The 18,486-nt window shown below is 71.2% G+C and carries 15 protein-coding genes; 8 read left to right on the plus strand and 7 right to left on the minus strand.

Annotation, left to right across the window (positions count from 1 at the left end):
- Positions 1-183 precede the first annotated feature (183 nt).
- The 4 genes from ABD289_RS01335 to ABD289_RS01350 all read right to left on the minus strand — a co-directional run bounded on the left by ABD289_RS01335 (position 184) and on the right by ABD289_RS01350 (position 4,731).
- A complete protein-coding gene (locus ABD289_RS01335) occupies positions 184-1,641 on the minus strand; it encodes a serine/threonine-protein kinase (RefSeq protein WP_344125542.1) in 1,458 nt (485 codons plus the stop codon).
- Positions 1,642-2,066: 425 nt separating this feature from the next.
- Complete coding sequence (locus ABD289_RS01340; RefSeq protein ID WP_344125544.1) at positions 2,067-2,780, minus strand: hypothetical protein; 714 nt, start codon at positions 2,778-2,780, stop codon at positions 2,067-2,069.
- Positions 2,781-2,899: 119 nt separating this feature from the next.
- Positions 2,900-3,883 carry a hypothetical protein gene (locus ABD289_RS01345; protein WP_344125546.1) on the minus strand — a complete coding sequence of 328 codons (984 nt, stop codon included), beginning with the start codon at positions 3,881-3,883 and terminating at the stop codon, positions 2,900-2,902.
- Positions 3,884-4,434: 551 nt separating this feature from the next.
- Positions 4,435-4,731, minus strand: a complete 297-nt coding sequence (locus ABD289_RS01350; protein ID WP_425564514.1) for a hypothetical protein — start codon at positions 4,729-4,731, stop codon at positions 4,435-4,437.
- Positions 4,732-4,896: 165 nt separating this feature from the next.
- Between ABD289_RS01350 and ABD289_RS01355 the strand changes: the two genes are divergently transcribed.
- On the plus strand, positions 4,897-5,652 hold the full coding sequence (locus ABD289_RS01355; protein WP_344125550.1) for a 3-hydroxybutyrate dehydrogenase: 756 nt from the start codon (positions 4,897-4,899) through the stop codon (positions 5,650-5,652).
- A gap of 44 nt (positions 5,653-5,696) precedes the next feature.
- The gene (locus ABD289_RS01360; RefSeq protein WP_344125552.1) at positions 5,697-7,013 is read left to right on the plus strand and encodes an MFS transporter; all 1,317 of its coding nucleotides are present in this window, start codon (positions 5,697-5,699) and stop codon (positions 7,011-7,013) included.
- Positions 7,014-7,124: 111 nt separating this feature from the next.
- Here ABD289_RS01360 and ABD289_RS01365 read toward each other — a convergent pair whose 3' ends face one another.
- On the minus strand, positions 7,125-7,427 hold the full coding sequence (locus ABD289_RS01365; protein ID WP_344125554.1) for a chorismate mutase: 303 nt from the start codon (positions 7,425-7,427) through the stop codon (positions 7,125-7,127).
- Positions 7,428-7,727: 300 nt separating this feature from the next.
- Between ABD289_RS01365 and ABD289_RS01370 the strand changes: the two genes are divergently transcribed.
- Positions 7,728-10,190 carry a UvrD-helicase domain-containing protein gene (locus ABD289_RS01370; RefSeq protein ID WP_344125556.1) on the plus strand — a complete coding sequence of 821 codons (2,463 nt, stop codon included), beginning with the start codon at positions 7,728-7,730 and terminating at the stop codon, positions 10,188-10,190.
- A 38-nt stretch (positions 10,191-10,228) separates the two neighbouring features.
- On the opposite strand, the gene ABD289_RS01375 is transcribed toward ABD289_RS01370, so the two are convergent.
- Together ABD289_RS01375 and ABD289_RS01380 are read right to left on the minus strand one after the other, a co-directional pair.
- Positions 10,229-10,537, minus strand: a complete 309-nt coding sequence (locus ABD289_RS01375; RefSeq protein ID WP_425564515.1) for a kynureninase/PvdN C-terminal domain-containing protein — start codon at positions 10,535-10,537, stop codon at positions 10,229-10,231.
- A 17-nt stretch (positions 10,538-10,554) separates the two neighbouring features.
- Positions 10,555-11,349 carry a M23 family metallopeptidase gene (locus tag ABD289_RS01380; protein WP_344125560.1) on the minus strand — a complete coding sequence of 265 codons (795 nt, stop codon included), beginning with the start codon at positions 11,347-11,349 and terminating at the stop codon, positions 10,555-10,557.
- Positions 11,350-11,889: 540 nt separating this feature from the next.
- On the opposite strand from ABD289_RS01380, the gene ABD289_RS01385 reads away from it, so the two are divergent.
- The 5 genes from ABD289_RS01385 (at position 11,890) to ABD289_RS01405 (ending at position 18,457) form a co-directional block, all read left to right on the plus strand.
- Entirely contained in the window at positions 11,890-13,593 is a 1,704-nt protein-coding gene (locus tag ABD289_RS01385) for a hypothetical protein (protein ID WP_344125563.1), read from the plus strand.
- 265 nt (positions 13,594-13,858) lie between these two features.
- Complete coding sequence (sucC, locus tag ABD289_RS01390) at positions 13,859-15,025, plus strand: ADP-forming succinate--CoA ligase subunit beta (protein ID WP_344125565.1); 1,167 nt, start codon at positions 13,859-13,861, stop codon at positions 15,023-15,025.
- A 7-nt stretch (positions 15,026-15,032) separates the two neighbouring features.
- The gene (gene sucD / locus ABD289_RS01395; protein ID WP_344125567.1) at positions 15,033-15,917 is read left to right on the plus strand and encodes a succinate--CoA ligase subunit alpha; all 885 of its coding nucleotides are present in this window, start codon (positions 15,033-15,035) and stop codon (positions 15,915-15,917) included.
- Positions 15,918-16,096: 179 nt separating this feature from the next.
- Positions 16,097-16,930: a DUF5336 domain-containing protein gene (locus tag ABD289_RS01400; RefSeq protein ID WP_344125569.1), complete on the plus strand. Its 834-nt coding sequence runs from the start codon at positions 16,097-16,099 to the stop codon at positions 16,928-16,930.
- 132 nt (positions 16,931-17,062) lie between these two features.
- Positions 17,063-18,457 (plus strand): cell division protein PerM, encoded by a 1,395-nt coding sequence (locus tag ABD289_RS01405; RefSeq protein WP_344125571.1) that lies wholly within the window; start codon positions 17,063-17,065, stop codon positions 18,455-18,457.
- Positions 18,458-18,486 lie beyond the last annotated feature (29 nt).

Consider the following 18,486-nt stretch of genomic DNA (forward strand, 5'->3'; position numbering starts at 1 on the left):
CCGGTTTAAGGACTGCCTGTTTTCTTCACAACAACGACCCGACCGGATCCCCACAGCCGGTATCACCCAACGGGGTCACGTTACTGTGCGGGGCTTTCGAGGCCGCACCCCGGTCCCTGCAAACGCAGAAGGCCGGGGTGCTCCGCGCGTGCGGAACACCCCGGCCTTCGCACGGGAACTCGATCAACCGGTGTTGGAGTCCTCGGTGCCGGTAGTGCCCTCGGCACCCCCGGCGCTCGCGTCGCTCGACGAGCTCGTCGGGCTCGTCGGTTCGCCCGCGTTGCCCTCGCTGCTGGTCGTCGGCTGCGACTCCGCCGAGGAAGTGGGCGGGGCCTCCGAGGTCGGCTCCGGCGTCGAGGTCGGCGCCTGCGTGGTGCTCTCCTCGGTCGTCGTTTCCTCCTCGGTGGTGGTCTCCTCCTCGGTCGTCGTCGGGGCCTCCTCGCTGGAGGTCTCCGGCGGCGGCGGAACCGGCATCTGCGGGGACGGGGCGGGCCGGGCGGGCGGCTCCTCGTCCGAGCCCATCATCGCCGAGGTGACCAGCACCGCGATCACCGCGACCGCCACCAGCGCGATGGCGGTGATGATCAGCGGTCGCTTGCTGCGCCGCGGCTCCTCGTGCAGCGCGGAATCGGCGCGCGGGTCGCCGCCCATGTAGGAGGTGGCGTCCTCGTACGGCCGCTCGCTGTACGGATCGTCGTCGTAGTAGGCGACGGAGGTGCCCTGGGCGGCGCCGACGACGTTGGTCGCGTCGTCCGGGCCGGGTTCGGGAGCCAGCGCGGGTGCGATCGGGGCGGCCATGGTCGGAACGGAGTTCGCCACCCCGCCGTCGGCCACCGCCTGCAGCATCTCGCGAACCTGCGCCATGTCCGGGCGGTCCTCGACGCGGGCGGACATCATCGCCAGCAGCGGCTGGGCCATCGGCCCGGACTGCTGCGGCGGGTCGACCTTGCCCGCGGCGACCGAGTGCAGCAGGGCGAGGGTGTTCTCGTTGAGCCCGAACGGCGGACGGCCCTCGATGGCCGCGTAGAGCGTGGCTCCCAGTGAGAACACGTCCGAGGCCGGCGTCGGCTCTTGGCCCATCGCCACGTCCGGGGACAGGTAGGCGGGGGTGCCCGCCAGCATCCCGGTCTTGGTGACCTGAACATCGCCCTGCGCGCGGGAGATGCCGAAGTCGGTGATCTTCACGTCACCGTTGTCCCCGAGCAGGATGTTGCCGGGCTTGATGTCCCGGTGCACCACCCCGGCGGCGTGCGCGGCGCCCAGCGCCGCGGCCACCTGCGAGCCGATGCGCGCCACCTCGCGAGGCGGCAGCGGGCCGTGCTCGGACATCATCGAGCCCAGGCTCGTGGACGGCAGGTACTCCATGACCAGCACCGGCTGGCCCTCGTCCTCGGCCACGTCGTACACCGAGATCGCGTTGGAGTGCTGGAGCCGGGCTGCGATCCGGCCTTCCCGCATCGCCCGTTGCCGCGCTTCCTCGGCTTCTCCCGGATCCAGACCTGGCTGCAGGAGCAACTGCTTGACCGCGACCGTGCGGTGCAGGCGCTCGTCTACACACTCCCACACCACGCCCATCGCGCCACTGCCGATGCGTCGCTGCACCCGGTAGCGTCCGGCGACCAGGCGACCTTCGTCGCTCACCGACGTCTCCCCGTACTGCTATCGGTGCCCAGCGGAACCGCCCTTCGCGGCCCGCCGAACATCCGGCGGATTTGGCGGACCGGGCACCGGTCCCCCGAATATGTACACGTTCACGATGTGGCTCGGGTTGCGCCCGAACCGCGATAAGGCAGCCTAGCCCACGGCCTCGCGGCGTAGGTCCGAAGTCGAAAAGATCGGATTCGTCATTTCGACGGGTGCGGCCCGCTCACCGGGCCGTCCGGAACCAACCTCGTTTGTGCTGGTGGTGACCGCCTGCTCCGGTTGACGCGCTACACCTCGTAACCAGCCGGTCATCGCGTTGGCACCAACGGTACCGACCGGCCCGCAGCGCCGGTCGGCAGCCCAGCGGATATGCGTCGTTGTCGCATCGTTGTGCGAATTCGGAGACCGACCGGTCGCCCGCATCAGCCCGCGGGCACGTGGCGGGCGAAGCGCAGTTCGGCGCCGACGATGTGCGGCACCGTGCCGATGGCCACGCGCAGGTCCTGTCGCAGCAGCACCCGCTCGCCGCCGGGGTAGACGACCTCGACCTCGGTGTGCACCACGCCATCGGGCTCGGCCCTGGCCGCCGTGACGCGCACGGCGTCCGCCGCCGCCCACGCGGCGCTGAGCCGCTCGCGCTGACCGTTGAGCAGTTCGGGGCCGAGGAGTTCGGTCGCGGCGGCCGGGTCCTGCCGCACGCGGTGGTAGAACTCCTGGACCACGCTGAGCGCGGTCTCGGGGCTGCCCGCCGAGGGGTTGGCGATGTTCTCGTAGTCCAGCGGGGGGCCGGTGTCGTCGTCGCCGGGGGCTCCCGACTCGGCGAAACCGGCATTGGCGCGGAACGGCCAGCGGGCGCTGCGCACCAGATCGGGGCGCAGCGCGAGCGTCCCGATGATCGGTTCGGCCGTGGGCGCCGGTCGTGCCTGGTGATCGGTGCGGGCCAGCACCAGGGAGCCCGCCAGGGCGGCGCTGACGACCAGCACCAGCCCGAGCAGGCCGAGGACCCGTTGCCCGGCGGGCGGGCGCGACGCGGACGACAACGGTGCCAGGGACGGCCGGGTCGGGCCTTCCCCGCTCGTGCCGATGCCCGCAGCGTCGTTGCCGCGCGGCGGTGGACCGGTCGGTTGATGCTCCACGTGTGAACACCTTGTCCTCGTCCGGGGCCTCGTGCGGGCCGGTGGGCAGGTGCCTGCTCGTGGCGCGCCGGAGGGGAGCGGACCGCCCGGCGGGCGGAGCGTTCCGGCGCGTCCGGCGATCAGGACAGGCGCTCGTCGGCGACGATCTTCGGGCCTTCGCTCAACCGGTCGTAGCGCAGCTGGTGCCGCTCGGTGCGCTGCGAACCGTCGGGCAAGGTCAGGCGCAGCTCGTGCACCGTGCTCGCGGGCGAGACGTACACGTGCAGCACCTCGATCTTGGTGGCGAACGAGTACCGCGCGGCGAACGACCGGTAGCCCTCGTCGCGCAGCGCCCCGCCGGTCATCGCGTAGGCCCCGGGCAGGTCGCCCGCCGAGATCGCGGAGTAGTAGCGCTCGCTCGCGCGCTTCATGCCCTCGGTGTCGGTCAGCGGCAGCAGCGCGGGCGCCTCCTCGGTCGGCGGCGTGGTCGTGCCGCTCGGCGGTGCCGGCTCGCTCGGTGCGGTCGACCCCTCGTCGGGCGCGCCGCCGGGCACCGCGCCGGGAGCTGCGCCGGGCGCGCGGTCGGTGCCCTCCGGTGCGGCTGTCGTCGGCTGGGGCATCACCAGCTGCGGAGCAGATCCCGCCGAGCTCGGCGGGGTGGCCTGGTGCGAAGCCTGCGGGCGGGTCGGGTCGCCGGTGAGGAAGTACGGGTCGGGCAGCGGCGGGTAGTCCTCGCCGCGCGGTGCGTTCGGCAGCTCGAGGGCGTCGACGCGGGTGTTGGCGGTTCCGGCGAACATCGCGGTGGCGAACATCAGGCCGCCGAGCGCGGCCACCGAGGAACCGATGGCGAACCACGCGGCGCGCTTCCAGGTCTTGGGCGGGGTGATCGAGGCCGGGACCATGCCGAGGTCGAACTTGTGCAGGCCGCCGACCTCGGCGGTGTCGATCAGCGGATCGACGGGTGGTGGCTCCGGAGAGCCGGTGCGCTGCTGCGGAACCGGGGCCCATGCCGCTGCCGGTTCGGTTCGGTGGTGCCTGCCGCGGGCCGGCTCGGCGGCTGGTGCGGGGCTCGGCGTCGGCCAGTCGAGCCGGCCGCTCCAACCGAGTGTTCTGCCGCTGTGCATCGGAGGTCTCGACTTTCTGCGACTCGTGGCGAGTTCACTGCCTGTCGATCGCGCTCGCGCCGCACCGGCGGGCGGTTCCCCGATACCCCCGTGGTCGTCGCGCCCGGGAAGCGAGTCCGGTTCCCGGACGGCGCCGCGAACTTCGCGTGAGAGAGATCGGAGACGACGCGTGCACCCTTGATCCGCTTATCGGGTGATACGTGCCTTCGCCGGGCGACCACCGCGCCGCGCGGCGGCGACATCCGCGCGGCCGGGAGAGTGGTCATGGTCACAGCGTAGATCGCGCTGGGCCGAACGCCTCAGCGGGGTTGGATCAAACGTCCCAGGACGCGACCGCGTTGGCCTGAGACGTCCTTGCGGTATGCGGCGGCAGCCGCTGCTTCAAGTGTGGGACTCACCCGGCACCGCTGCGGGTTCCGACGCGGCGGGTGGCGAGGACAGCCGCGACGTCGCGTAGGCGGCTACTCGAGGAGCGGATCCCGCAGCCACACGACGCGTCAGGTTCCGCCACCCGCATCGCCACGCAAACCGACCGTGGAAATGCCCCTCAGTCAGTAATCGCCCTTTCGGAAGCGCTGCTGGCTCGACTGCAGTGCCTTGAGCGAGCCCAGGCCGCCGCCCGCGCCGAGCAGCATGGCGAACACGTCCGCACCCGTGCCGCCGGTGCTGATCAGCAGCGCCAGCAGCGTGACCGCGAGCCCGGCGCCCGCGATCGGGTACCGCTTCTTCGCGAACTCGGCCGCGGGACGCCCGCCCGGCCGCTTGTTCGCGGCGGAGCTCAGCATCGCGAGATACGCCGCGTGCCCGCCCGCGGCTGCCAGAGCCGCCAGCGTCACCAGAAGAGCCACCAAGCCGACGATGTCCATGCACCCAGTCTGCCCTTTACTTCCGATGTCCGGAATGGGGGTAAACCCTGAGTCCAGCCTGATTGCCCGGATCGGAGTGATCCCGGTACCAAAGGGTTGTTCCGCGGGGGTAGATCGAGACTCCCGTCACGCCTAGGTTCTCGGTCTATGAGCGCAACCGGACCGGATCTTGCGGGCAAGCGAGCCGTGGTCACCGGCGCGGCCAGCGGTATCGGCGCCGCCGTCGCCGAACGCCTGGTGGCCACCGGCGCGGAGGTCATCGCCGCCGACCGGGACGAGACGGTCACCGAGCTCGCCACCGGGCTCGGCGCGCGGCCGCGGGTCGTGGACCTGGCCGATCTGGACGCCGCGCACGATCTCGGCGAGGGCGCCGACATCGTGGTCAACAACGCCGGTTTCCAGCACGTCGCCCCGGTCCAGGAGTTCCCGCCGGAGACCTTCGGAGCCATCCTGCGCCTGATGGTCGAGGCGCCGTTCCGCATCGTGCGGGCCGCGCTGCCGGACATGTACCGGCGCGGCTGGGGCCGGGTCGTCAACATCTCCTCGGTGCACGGGTTGCGCGCCTCGCCGTACAAGAGCGCCTACGTCACCGCCAAGCACGCTCTCGAAGGCTTCTCCAAGACGGTCGCCCTGGAGGGCGCATCGCACGGCGTGACCTCCAACTGCCTCTCGCCGGGATTCGTGCGCACCCCGCTGGTGGAGCGGCAGGTCGCCGAGCAGGCCCGGCTGCACCGGGTGCCCGAGGAGCAGGTCGTGGAGGACGTGCTGCTGGCGCGCACCCCGGTCAAGCGCCTGGTCGAGCCCGCCGAGGTCGCCGATTTCGCGGCGTGGCTGTGCGGGCCTGGAACCGCTTCGATCACCGGCGCCTCGCTGTCGATGGACGGGGGCTGGACCGCAGGCTGACCCAAGTTCGTCCGGATCACGGTTCGTCAAGGAGGACGTAGCGCATGGCCACCGAGTCGATCCCGACCACAACGTCGAAATTCCGGGTGGTGATGGCGGGTCTCGTCGGCACCACGGTCGAGTGGTACGACTTCTTCCTCTACGGATCCGCCGCCGCGCTGGTGTTCAACCGGCTGTTCTTCCCGGCGCAGGACCCGCTGGTGGGGACCCTGCTGGCGTTCATCACCTACGCCGTCGGCTTCGTCGCGCGGCCGCTCGGCGGGCTCGTGTTCGGGCACTTCGGCGACCGGATCGGCCGGAAGAAGCTGCTGGTCCTGAGCCTGCTGCTGATGGGCGGCGCGACGTTCCTGATCGGTCTGCTGCCCACGTACCAGTCGGTGGGGATCGCGGCGCCGCTGATGCTGACGCTGCTGCGGGTGGTCCAGGGCTTCGCCATCGGTGGTGAGTGGGGCGGCGCGGTGCTCATCGTGTCCGAGCACACCGACGGCGAGCGTCGCGGCTTCTGGGCGTCCTGGCCGCAGGCCGGGGTGCCGCTGGGCAACGTCTTCGGCACCGCGGTGCTCGCGCTGCTGGCCGCGGTGCAGTCCGACGAGGCGTTCCTGGCCTGGGGCTGGCGGATCGCGTTCCTGCTGTCCGGTGTGCTGGTGCTGGTCGGGCTGTGGGTGCGGCTGGCCGTGTCCGAGTCCCCGGTGTTCGTGGAGGCCCAGCGCAAGGCGGCCGCGGAGGGAACCGAGCAGAAGCCGCCGGTGCTGGAGGTGCTGCGGCGGTACCGCAGCGAGGTGCTCACCGCGATGGGCGCCCGCTTCGCCGAGAACGTCGTCTACTACGTGCTGACCTCGTTCGTGCTCACCTACGTGACCACGTTCCTCGGTCTGCCGCGCGGGCTGGCGCTGAACGCGGCTCTGATCGCCTCGGTGCTGCACTTCGCGAGCATCCCGATGTGGGGTGCGCTGTCCGACCGCCTCGGCAGGCGGCCGGTCTACCTGATCGGCACGGTCGGTACGGGGCTGTGGGCATTCGCGTTCTTCGCGATGCTCGACACCGAGTCGTTCTGGGTGATGCTGCTGGCCATCACCATCGGTCTGATCCTGCACGGCGCCATGTACGGGCCGCAGGCCGCGTACTTCTCGGAGCTGTTCGGCACCAGGGTTCGCTACTCGGGCGCTTCCATCGGCTACCAGCTGGCCTCGATCGTGGCCGGTTCGCTGGCCCCGATCATCGCCACCGGCCTGCTGGCCGCCTTCGGCTCCTCGGTGCCCATCTCGATCTACGTGGCGCTGTGCTCGCTGGTCACCTTCATCGCGGTCTGGCGCTCCCCGGAGACCCGGACCAGAAGCCTCGACGAGGACCACGCGGTCTGAGGCCCGCGCCCCTCCCCGAGGAGCGCGCGGCGGTGGTGACAGTTTTGCCTAAAACTGCACGGACATCTCGGGCGCCGAGGCCTGACAGTTTTAGGCAAAACTGTCCACTGGTCAGTGACCGAGGCGTCCTCGGCCGAGGCGGAGGAGGATCATGGCCAGTTCCCGGCCCTCCGGGCCGAGTTCGCGGTAGCGGGCCAGGACGTCCATCTCGCGGTTGTAGACGATGCGCGGACCGCCTGCGGCCATGCGCGCCTGTCCTACCTGGCGGGAGACCTCGGCGCGACGCTTGATCAGCCGCAGGATCTCGGCGTCCAGGTAGTCGATCTCGTCGCGGAAGTCGCTGATGGCCTCCGCGGCCTGCTCGCTCGAGGGCTCGTCGGACCGCGGTTGGTCACCGTCCACAGTGGCGTTCATCGGAAGATTTCCTCCGGATTCGGCCCCGACCCGGGACCCGGAACGCGAAACGCCCCCGAGTCCGCGGACTCCGGGGCGTGGTGGTGGTTGAGAGCTCACGCAGCCACGGGCGCCGGAGTCCGGGGCCCGTAGTAAAAGTCGTACATCTGCGCTCGCACGACACCAGTCTGCCACAGCCCTGTCCGCGCGACCACCACCTGGGCTGCGCGTCTCATGACCCGGACGCCGCGTCGCGCGCGGGGTCGCGCGGACCGTAGCGATGCGGGGGCTGTCCGGGGTCGCCGGTAACGTGGATGGACGATGAGCGCCCCACTCGATCTCGAATTCAACGGCGACCGGCCGCAGGCCGCCGCACCTGCGCGATCCGGCCCGGACCCGGAGGACCTGCTGGCCGGGCTCAACCCGCAGCAGCGCGAGGCCGTGACGCACTCCGGCTCGCCGCTGCTGGTCGTCGCGGGCGCGGGCTCGGGCAAGACCCGGGTGCTGACCAGCCGCATCGCCTACCTGCTGGCGGGCGGGGTGCACCCCGGCCAGATCATGGCCATCACCTTCACCAACAAGGCCGCGGCCGAGATGAAGGAGCGCGTGGTCGACCTGGTCGGGCGCCGGGCCAACATGATGTGGGTCTCCACGTTCCACTCGATGTGCGTGCGGGTGCTGCGGCGCGAGGCCAAGACCCTCGGTCTGTCGTCGAACTTCTCGATCTACGACGCCGACGACTCCAAGCGGCTGATCGGCATGATCGCCCGGGAGCAGGAGCTGGACTCCAAGCGCTACCCGCCCAAGCAGCTGGGAATCCACATCTCCAACCTGAAGAACGAGCTGCTCACGCCGGAGGAGGCCGCCGAGCGGGCGGGCAACGACATGGAGCGCAAGGTCGCCCAGGTCTACGCCGCCTACCGGCGCAGGCTCGTCGACTCCAACGCGATGGACTTCGACGACCTGATCATGCGCACGGTCGAGCTCCTGCAGAACCACCCCGCGGTGGCCGAGTACTACCGGCGCCGCTTCCGGCACGTGCTGGTCGACGAGTACCAGGACACCAACCACGCGCAGTACGTGCTGGTCCGCGAGCTGGTCGGCACCGAGACCGCCGAGAGCGGCGTCGCCCCCGCCGAGCTGTGCGTGGTCGGCGACGCCGACCAGTCGATCTACGCCTTCCGCGGCGCGACGATCCGCAACATCGAGGAGTTCGAGCGCGACTACCCGCAGGCCCGCTCGATCCCGCTGGAGCAGAACTACCGCTCCACGCAGACCATCCTGTCGGCGGCCAACGCGGTGATCCGGCAGAACCCGAACCGGCGGGACAAGCGGCTGTGGAGCGAGTCCGGCGAGGGCGAGCGGATCGTCGGCTACGTCGCCGACAACGAGCACGACGAGGCCGCCTTCGTCGCGAACGAGATCGACTCGCTGGTGGATCGGGGCGAGGCCACCTTCAACGACATCGCGGTGTTCTACCGCACCAACAACCAGTCGCGCGTGTTCGAGGAGGTGTTCATCCGCCTCGGCCTGCCCTATCGGGTCGTCGGCGGGGTGCGCTTCTACGAGCGCCGCGAGGTGCGCGACGCGTTGGCCTACCTGCGGGTGCTGGACAACCCGGACGACACGGTCAGCCTCCGCCGGATCCTCAACGTGCCGAAGCGCGGCATCGGCGACCGGGCCGAGGCCGTGGTGGCGGTGCACGCCGAGCAGGAGCGGATCTCCTTCGGCGCCGCGCTTCGCGAGGCGGCCAAGGGCGAGGTGCCCGCGCTGGCCACCCGCGCGCGCAACGCGATCTCGGGCTTCGTGGAGCTGCTCGACGAGCTTCACGCGGTCGCCGCCGCCAACGACGTGGCCGAGACGCTGGACACGGTGCTGGAGCGCACCGGCTACCGGGGCGAGCTGGAGGCCAGCGACGACCCGCAGGACGCGACCCGGCTGGAGAACCTCACCGAGCTGATCACGGTCGCCCGCGAGTTCACCGAAGCCACCGCGGCTGCCCCCGAACCGGCCGACGAGGGATCGCCCTCCGACGCGGCACCGGACGCGGCGTCCGCCGATGCCGGGGACCCAGGGGTGGAGGACCGCGACGCGGACCTGCCCGCCGACGACTCGCTGTCCGCGTTCCTGGAACGGGTCTCGCTGGTCGCCGACGCCGATTCGCTGCCGGAGTCGGGTGACGGCGTGGTCACCCTGATGACGCTGCACAGCGCCAAGGGCCTGGAGTTCCCGGTGGTGTTCAGCGGAGGCTGGGAGGACGGCGTCTTCCCGCACAACCGCGCGCTGGGGGATACCACGGAGCTCGCCGAGGAGCGGCGCCTCGCGTACGTGTGCATCACCCGGGCCCGCCAGCGGCTGTACCTGTCCCGAGCGATGATGCGCTCGGCGTGGGGCCAGCCGATGACCAACCCGGCCTCGCGGTTCCTGACCGAACTTCCCGAGGAGCTGATGGACTGGCGCCGGGTGGAGCCCGCCGACCGCGCCGCGCCCCAGGTCCGCAGCACCTGGGGAAGCCGGGGCGGGGGCGCGGACCGCACCGGTGCGGACTCGGCGCAGGCGCGGGTGGCCGAACGTGGCATGCGGTCCACCTCGGCGAAGGGGTGGAAGGACACGATCGCCCTCAAGCTCGAGGCCGGCGACAAGGTCACCCACGACAAGTACGGCCTGGGCACCGTGGTCTCGACCGAGGGCGAGGGAGCTCGGGCCACCGCCACCATCGACTTCGGCGCCTCCGGGACGGTAAAGCTGATGCTCATCGGCAGCGTCCCGATGGCCAAGCTCTGAGCTGACCTCGGCGGCCACCGCGGGCGCCGCGCGTCGGATCAAGTCACGGTGCCCGGTTCCTGCGGTGCCGGGTCGTAATCTCCGTTCTCGGTGGTGCGCTGGAGGCGGGTGACGGCCGCGAGCACGTCGTGGTGCGAGGTGTGCAGGGCGTTGACGCCGAAGCGCAGCACGTCGGGCGCTCGCATGTCGGCGACGACGCCCTGCGCGGCGAGGGCCTGGATCAGGCCGTAGGCGTGCGGGTGCCGCAGCGACACCTGGCTGGCGCGGGTCTCGGGTTCGCCCGGGGAAGGATGATGCGTCGACGACGCGCAAGAGGTTCGGCGATCGGGGGACGATCGCCGAACCATTCGCGGAGCCCGGAGGATCAGGTCGGGGAGATGCCGTGCTCGCGCATCCACGGCAAGGGATTGATCTTCTTGCCGTTGGAGTTCCAGACCTCGAAGTGCAGGTGCGGTCCGGTGGAGAAACCGCGATTGCCCATGGTGGCGATCTCGTCGCCCGCCTGCACTCGCTCGCCTTCTTCGACCAGGACCGAATTCACGTGGCCGTAGACGGTGATGTAGCCGTTGTCGTGCTGCACCCGGACCCACATGCCGAAGCCGCTGGCCGGGCCGGCCTCGATCACCTCGCCGTCGGCGGCGGAGTAGATCGGGGTGCCCTTGGAGCTGGCGATGTCGATGCCGTAATGCGTGGTGCCCCAACGGCCGCCGAAGCCGGAGGTGAAGTTGCCGATCGCGGGCACGTGGAACTTGGGGCGCCTGGCCTCGGCCTCGGCGGCCTTGCGGGCCGCCTCGCGAGCAGCGGTGATCTGCTCGCTCTTGGTGATCTTCTCGATCTCGTCGCCGACGTCGGTGGACTTGGCGACCGGGAGCATCGCGGGTGCCGGAGCGCTGCCGCCGACGCCCTGATGCGCCGACTGCTTCTGCTGCGGCTGCTCGTCGGCGGCCATCGCGGTGTTGAGCGAACCGGCCGCGTCGCCCGCGTTGAAGTCCTCGTCGGGGGCGGCGCTTCCTTCGCCTGCCGCCAGCGATTGGCCTGCGGCCGCGAAAGCTCCTGCGGCGACCGCCGCGACGACGACTCGGCCGCGCCAGCGCGCTGCTGCGGATTGACCCCGGTTTCGCTCGGGGTTGCTGGAGGGGTCGTCGGGGGACGCCTCCATCTGCCCCGGTTTGGTGCGTTCGCCGCCGGGGGAGCGGTGGTGAGCCAATTCCTGCCCTTCCGTCTCGGGGAGTCGGACCACGTTTCCGGAACGGGGTTTTCCGGGCGCCGGTCGGGGAACCGGCGAGGTTGCCTTCGTGATCAGACCGTGACAACGGACCGGGGGACAGTAGCGAAGCTGATCCACCGAGGGCAAATCCCGATCAGTGACTTCACCAATACGGGGAGTGCGCGCGCTGCGCGCCATCGCACCTCCGGCGGGCGCCCAGCGGAGGTGCGCGGTGGTCGTCGCGCAACGGAGTCACCTGCGGATTCGCGCTGTGACCAGGCCATCCATTCGGCCTAGGGGGCAACCCCGGCGGAACCGATCAGGGGACCCCGGAGTGTTCAACAGTGTTTCAGGTCACACCGCAAGAGCGGCTTGATGGCGCGTCGAAAATGCTCCGTTCGGCCGGTCATCGGGCGTGTCGTCGGACATGCCGCAGCTCCCTGCGCGCGGGCGTTGTCCGGCGGCCCCCGCGCGGTTGCTAGCGTCGGCGCGGTGACTGCGCGGCCACACCTTCCCACCGGTTCGTCGGCTCCTGCCACGGGCCGGAAGCCCGCACCGATGCGACTGCGCGCCGCCCTCGTGCTCGCCTTCCTCGGTGCCCTTCTCGTCGGCCTCGGACCGTTGCCGGGGTTGATCGAGCCCAGCGCGCCCGCGGCCTATCCGGCCTGGCCGCTGCTGCTCCTGCTCGCTCTCGTGCCGCCCGTGCTCGCCACCGCGCTGATCCGGCGCGGCCTGCGATCGACGGCCTCCGCGGTGCTGGTGGGCGCGGCCGTGCTGGTGCCCGGGCGGATCGGCATGGACCTGCAGTTCGTGGTGGATCCGGCGGGAGCCGCGCGCCCCGAGCTGCTGGAGCTGGACAGCCTCGCCGCGTTCACCCCGGCGCCGGGCTTCTGGCTGCTGCTGGCCGGACATCTCGCCGTGCTGCTCGCGGGTGTCGTCGCGATGCGCGGCAGCGGCCGCGAGACGGGCGCCGGTACGCAGCGGCAGGGCGTGCTCGCCGCGGTGCTGTGCGCCGGGGTGCTCGCCGCGGTCGGCGTGCTGATGGCCCCGTTCCGCTCGGACAACCCGTTCCTGGTGGTCCAGCCCGCGCTGGACGGTCCGCTGCCGGTGCTGGTCGGCAGCGCGCTGGTGGCCGTCGCGGCTTCCGGCGGCGCCGGACTGCTGGCCGGTTCCACCGACCCGGAATTCGCCCGCGGCGGCCTGTTCGGGGTAGCCGCCGCGCTGGTCGCGGTCGCCGTGCCGCCGCTGGTCTCCGCGCTGGTGCTCGAGGACCTGCGGTTCGAGTGGGGCCCGGTGCTCGTGCTGGTCGCCGCGCTGTCCCTGGCCGCGCTGGGGATTCCGGCGGGGCGTGCCGAAGCGCCCGATTCGGAGGTCGACGACCTGCGGCTGCCCGCGCTGACCAGGCTGCTCACGCTGGCCGGGATGTTCGCGCTGCTGGCGGGTGCGCTCGCGGTGCTGGCCGCGATCGTGCCGCACGTGTCGATGCCGTTCGGCCTGCGCGACCCCTCGCAATACCCCGCCAGGATGCTCTGGCCCGCGGGCGCCGTGCTGCTGCTCGCCGGCGCCGGACTGCTGGTGCCCTCGGCCGCGCTGCGGCTGCGCCCGGTGCTGCCGGTGGTCTGGGTCGTCCTGCCGCTGGCCGCGGCGGGTTCGCTGGACGCGGTGTTCACCGCCGTGCAGGCGGCCGGTGCCGAGGTCCGGATCGGCGCCTGGGCGGCCGGGCTGGCGCTGCTGCCCGCCGCCGTCGCCGCGGTGCTGGCGACCATCGCGGGCGCGGTGGAGCGCGATGACGTCGATCTCACCGAGATGGCGATGCGGCGCTCGGTGCTCGTCCCGTCGCTGCTGGCCCTGCTGCTCGGCGCGGGCGCGTTCAGCTTCCCGGTGCTCACCGCGCCGTCCTACACGGCTCCCGGCGTGTTCACCGCATTCGGCACGACCTCGTGGGGCCTGGTGCTGGCGATGGCCGCCGTGGTCGGTGCGACGGTGCTCGCCCCGATGTGCCGTCCGCAGCGGGCCGCCGCGCTGCTGTGCGGCTCCGCGCTGGTCGTCCTGGTCCGCGTGGTGCAGTACCCGCTGACCTCGGGCCGGCTGCCGGAGTCCGCGCCCGGGATCGGGCTGTGGTTCGGCGTCGCCTGCCTGGTCGTGCTGGCCGTCACGGCGATCGCGGCCTCGCGCACGCCGGAAGCCACTTCCTGAGCCGGGGACGTTTCACACTTTTCGGTGAGTGCGGTGGTCGAATCCCTGATCGAGAATCTGGGGGCGCCGTTACGGCGCGGCTGTTCCGTTCGTCACGCGAACGCCGATATCGCTCCTGCCGAGCGGGGGAAACTCCCGCGTTGGACGGGTCGACCAGGTTTGACGCTTACCTCAGGTGAGGCAGTTCACCAGGTGCGCCGCCCCATGCGTCATCGCAGGTCGATATCGTCACCCGAGTCCGACACCGACGTCGCAGGAGAGTCGAGTGGACCTGTACGAGTACCAGGCGAAGGAGCTCTTCGCCTCCCACGGAGTGCCGACGCTGCCCGGCTCCGTGGCAACCGATCCGCAAGGGGCCAAGGCAGTCGCCGAAGAACTGGGCGGGCCCGTAGTCATCAAGGCCCAGGTCAAGACCGGGGGCCGTGGCAAGGCCGGCGGCGTGAAGCTGGCCGAGAACGCAGATGAGGCCCAGTCCAAGGCCGAGGCGATCCTCGGGCTGGACATCAAGGGACACATCACCAACAAGGTGCTGATCACCTCCGCTTCCGACATCGCCGAGGAGTACTACTTCTCCTTCCTGCTCGACCGCACGAATCGCAACTTCCTTGCGATGGCTTCGGTCGAGGGCGGCATGGAGATCGAGGAAGTCGCGGCGACCAAGCCGGAGGCGCTGGCCCGGATCCCGATCGACCCGATCGAGGGCGTGGACCTGGCCAAGGCGAAGGAGATCGTCGCAGCGGCCAAGTTCCCGGCCGAGGTCGCCGACCAGATCGCCGACGCGATCGTCAAGCTGTGGGAGACCTTCGTCCAGGAGGACGCCACGCTGGTCGAGATCAACCCGCTGGTCAAGGATCCGCAGGGCAAGATCATCGCGCTGGACGGCAAGGTCACCCTCGACGAGAACGCCGCGTTCCGCCACGCCGAGCAGGGCGAACTGGTGGACAAGGAAGCGGAGAACCCGCTCGAGGCGAAGGCCAAGGCCAAGGGCCTCAACTACGTCAAGCTGGACGGCGAGGTCGGCATCATCGGTAACGGTGCCGGTCTGGTCATGTCCACCTTGGACGTCGTCGCCTACTCCGGGGAGAACCACGGCGGCGTGAAGCCGGCGAACTTCCTGGACATCGGCGGCGGTGCGTCCGCCGAGGTCATGGCCGCCGGTCTGGACGTCATTCTGGGCGACACGGACGTGAAGTCGGTGTTCGTCAACGTCTTCGGCGGAATCACCGCCTGCGACGCCGTGGCCAACGGCATCGTGCAGGCGCTGGAGATCCTCGGCGACGAGGCCACCAAGCCGCTGATCGTCCGCCTCGACGGCAACAACGTCGAGGAGGGCCGCCGCATTCTGGCGGAGGCCAACCACCCGGTCGTCACCGTGGTGGACACGATGGACGGCGCGGCCGACAAGGCCGCCGAGCTGGCTGCGGGGGCGTGAGGCGATCATGGCTATCTTCCTCAACGAGAACAGCAAGGTGATCGTTCAGGGCATCACCGGCTCTGAAGGCACCAAGCACACCGCCCGCATGCTGCGCTCCGGCACCAACGTCGTCGGCGGTGTCAACGCCCGCAAGGCCGGGCAGACCGTCGAGATCGAGGGCAAGGAGCTGCCGGTCTTCGGCGGCGTCCAGGAGGCCATGAAGGAGACCGGCGCCGACGTGTCGGTCGTCTTCGTGCCGCCGAAGTTCGCCAAGGACGCCGTGATCGAGGCCATCGACGCCGAGATCGGCCTGGCCGTGGTCATCACCGAGGGCATCCCGGTGCACGACTCGGCCTACTTCTGGGCGCACGCCAATGCCACGGGCAACAAGACCCGGATCATCGGGCCGAACTGCCCGGGCATCATCTCGCCCGGCAAGTCCAACGCGGGCATCATCCCGGCCGACATCACCGGCTCGGGCAAGATCGGTCTGGTGTCCAAGTCGGGCACCCTGACCTACCAGATGATGTACGAGCTGCGGGACATCGGCTTCTCCAGCTGCGTGGGCATCGGCGGTGACCCGGTCATCGGCACCACCCACATCGACGCGCTGCAGGCCTTCGAGGAGGACCCGGAGACCGAGGCCATCGTGATGATCGGTGAGATCGGTGGCGATGCCGAGGAGCGGGCGGCCGACTACGTCAAGGCCAACATCTCCAAGCCGGTGGTCGGCTACGTCGCGGGCTTCACCGCGCCGGAGGGCAAGACCATGGGTCACGCGGGCGCCATCGTCTCCGGTTCGTCGGGCACCGCCTCGGCGAAGAAGGAGGCCCTGGAGGCCTCGGGCGTCAAGGTCGGCAAGACGCCGAGCGAGACGGCCAACCTCATGCGCGAGATCGTCAAGGGCTGACGTCCTTCCGACGCGCTTTTTCGGGGCCGGATTCCCTCGGGGTCCGGCCCCGAAGCCGTTCCGGGCGGGAGTCGCGCCCGATCTGATCGGGTTCGCCGATTCCGGCCCGCGCGGTTCGGTACGGTCGGACTTGCTCTCCCACCCCCTGATCGAGTGGCCTCGAGGAGTCCGATCCAACGATGTCCGCGCCCTATCCGCAGCAGCCGCCGAGTGGACCGGCTCGTCGTTCGCTCGAGCTCAAGGAGATCCTGGCCCTGGCGGCGGCCGGTGCCGGCGGAATCGGTTACCTGCTGGGCTTCTTCGACGAGGCCGCCGGGGTCGCTCTGGGCAGCAACGCGGGATTCGCGCTGATCGTCGCTGCGGTGCTGGCCGGGCTCCGATTCGTGCCGCGCACCCCGAACGGTCTGTTCGCCGCTGCGCCGCTGGCCGCGTACGCGGCGCTGGCGATGCTGCAGCAGCTGCTCCGGGGCACCGCCGGTGGGCTGGGCATCGTTCTGGTGCTGGCCGCGCTGGTCCAGTGCGTCGCCGTGTTCGGGGTGCTGCTCGCCGACGGCGGTGTCCTGAAGATCGGCGCCTCGGCGCAGCCGCGGCCGAACGGTCAGCCCCCGCACTCGTCCCAGCCCGGTGTCCTCCGAGCTCCGGGCGGTCCAGGTGGCCCCGGTGCGCGCTTCGGTCCCGGTGGGCCGGCCAACGGCGGCTGGGCCCCGCAGGGCAAACCGGCGCAGGGTCCGCCAGCGCACCCCGGTCAGCCCGGCCCGCCGAACCCGCCGTGGGGGCAGCCCCAGCAGCCCGGTTCGCGTCCTCCGTCCTCTGACGGGGCTCCGGTTCCGGGCGGCCCGCAGCCGGAATCCGGCGGCCAGCAGGTGCCCGGTGGTCCTGGTCAGCAAGGACCTGGTCAGCAGGCCCAGTACCCGCCGTCGGGCCCGCAGCCCGCGAGCAAGCCCGAACCGGACAACGGGCCGCAGGGCACGCGGCAGATGCCGCACCCGGGGGCGAATCCCTCGAACTACTGAGCCGGCCCCGCCGCGCGCGACGGATCTCCCGGGCTCCGTCGCAGGCCGTTCCGCAAGATCTGTCCCACGTTGGGGGGATGGGCTGGCGTGTGGTGAGCTGTTCGGCCCAGAACCGGTGCGACATTCGGATTCGTGTCGCTGTTCGAGCCGATTTCCCAAGCCATCGCTGGAAAACCGGATGACCGCCGCTCCGGCGTGCGCTGGCCGTCGCTGGTCGTAGCCGTCGTCGGGGTGCTGGTGATCGGCTACCTGCTCACCACCGCACTGCTGGCTCTGATGGTGGGCACCGCCAGCGACGCCGCGTCCGGTCCGCTGGCGATCCTGGCCGCCGCGCCGCCCGGCTGGCTCGCGATGCATCAGGTGCCGCTGCTGATCAGCGGGGCACCGCTCAGCGCGCTGCCGCTGCTGCCCACGATCGCCCAGGTGCTGCTCATCGCCGTGGTCTCGGGGCTGCTGGCGCGGCGCTGCCGGATGCGCCGCCCGGACCAGGCTTGGCCGGTGATCGCCGCGATGGGCCTGTCCCACGGTTTCGTCGGCGCGGGCTTCGCGCTCCTGCTGCCCGCCCCCTTCGGGGTGGTGCCGGTCGAGGCGTTCCTGGGCTGCGGGCTGACCGCCGCGCTCGCCGCGACCGCCGGAACGGCCAACCGGTGCGGCCTGTTCTACCTGGTGTGGGAGCGCACCGGTGGTGATGTGTGGACCGCTCTGCGGCTCGGGTTGCTGGCCACCGCGGCGCTGATCGCGGTCGGTTCCGGCGTGCTGCTGGCCGCCATCGTGCTCTCCGGGGGCGAGATGGCCGACTCGATGTCCCGGATGGGGCACGCGGGCGATGCCATCGGCGCCACGGTGCTGTCCCTGCTCTACCTGCCGCACGGAGTCCTGGCCGGTTGGTCGTTCGCCGCGGGCACCGGGTTCTCCGTGGGAGGCCTGGTGCTGCAACCGCTGCGGGATTCCGGCGGTTCGCTGCCGGACCTGCCGCTGCTGGCCGCGCTGCCCACCGACGGCCCGGCGGTCTGGTGGGGCGGTGTGCTGCTGCTCCCGTTGCTGGCGGGCGGGTGCCTCGGCGCGGCGGCCAAGCGAGTGCCGGGCACGATGTTCCGGAGGCTGCTGGTGGTCTCGGTGGCCGCCGGGGTGGCCGCGCTGGCCGTGCTGCTGCTCGCGCTGATCGCGGGCGGGCAGCTGGGCGAGCGCGCGGTGTCGTTCAATCCGTTCGGGCTCGCGGTGGCCACCCTGCTCTGGCTCGCGATCCCGGCGGCCGGGCTGACCTGGCTCGGCGGCGAGGACGAGGATCCCGGCTTCGACGAGGAAGTGCCGGAGCACGACGACGAGCGGGACGACGAGCACGACCACGAGCGCGATGATGAGCGGGTCGACGAGCCGGAGGGCGAGCTCGAGTACACCGACATCGCCGACCTGATCGCCGAAATCCCGGTCGCCCGAACCGGATCCGACGGCATCGAGGAGTCCGAGCTGACCGGGGAGTTCGACGCCGACGAGACGGAGCAGTCCGCCGACTCCGATCGCCGGTGAGTGCTGCGCCACTCGCCGGGCCCCTGACG

This window comes from Saccharopolyspora halophila, from assembly GCF_039531955.1.
Taxonomy (GTDB): domain Bacteria; phylum Actinomycetota; class Actinomycetes; order Mycobacteriales; family Pseudonocardiaceae; genus Saccharopolyspora; species Saccharopolyspora halophila.

Excerpts from the sequence above, each read along its gene's own strand:
- ABD289_RS01345 (WP_344125546.1), bottom strand. The coding sequence starts at position 3,883 with ATGCACAGCGGCAGAACACTCGGTTGGAGCGGCCGGCTCGACTGGCCG.
- ABD289_RS01355 (WP_344125550.1), top strand. The coding sequence starts at position 4,897 with ATGAGCGCAACCGGACCGGATCTTGCGGGCAAGCGAGCCGTGGTCACC.
- ABD289_RS01360 (WP_344125552.1), top strand. The coding sequence starts at position 5,697 with ATGGCCACCGAGTCGATCCCGACCACAACGTCGAAATTCCGGGTGGTG.
- ABD289_RS01365 (WP_344125554.1), bottom strand. The coding sequence starts at position 7,427 with ATGAACGCCACTGTGGACGGTGACCAACCGCGGTCCGACGAGCCCTCG.
- ABD289_RS01370 (WP_344125556.1), top strand. The coding sequence starts at position 7,728 with ATGAGCGCCCCACTCGATCTCGAATTCAACGGCGACCGGCCGCAGGCC.
- ABD289_RS01375 (WP_425564515.1), bottom strand. The coding sequence starts at position 10,537 with ATGGTTCGGCGATCGTCCCCCGATCGCCGAACCTCTTGCGCGTCGTCG.
- ABD289_RS01380 (WP_344125560.1), bottom strand. The coding sequence starts at position 11,349 with ATGGAGGCGTCCCCCGACGACCCCTCCAGCAACCCCGAGCGAAACCGG.
- sucD (WP_344125567.1), top strand. The coding sequence starts at position 15,033 with ATGGCTATCTTCCTCAACGAGAACAGCAAGGTGATCGTTCAGGGCATC.
- ABD289_RS01400 (WP_344125569.1), top strand. The coding sequence starts at position 16,097 with ATGTCCGCGCCCTATCCGCAGCAGCCGCCGAGTGGACCGGCTCGTCGT.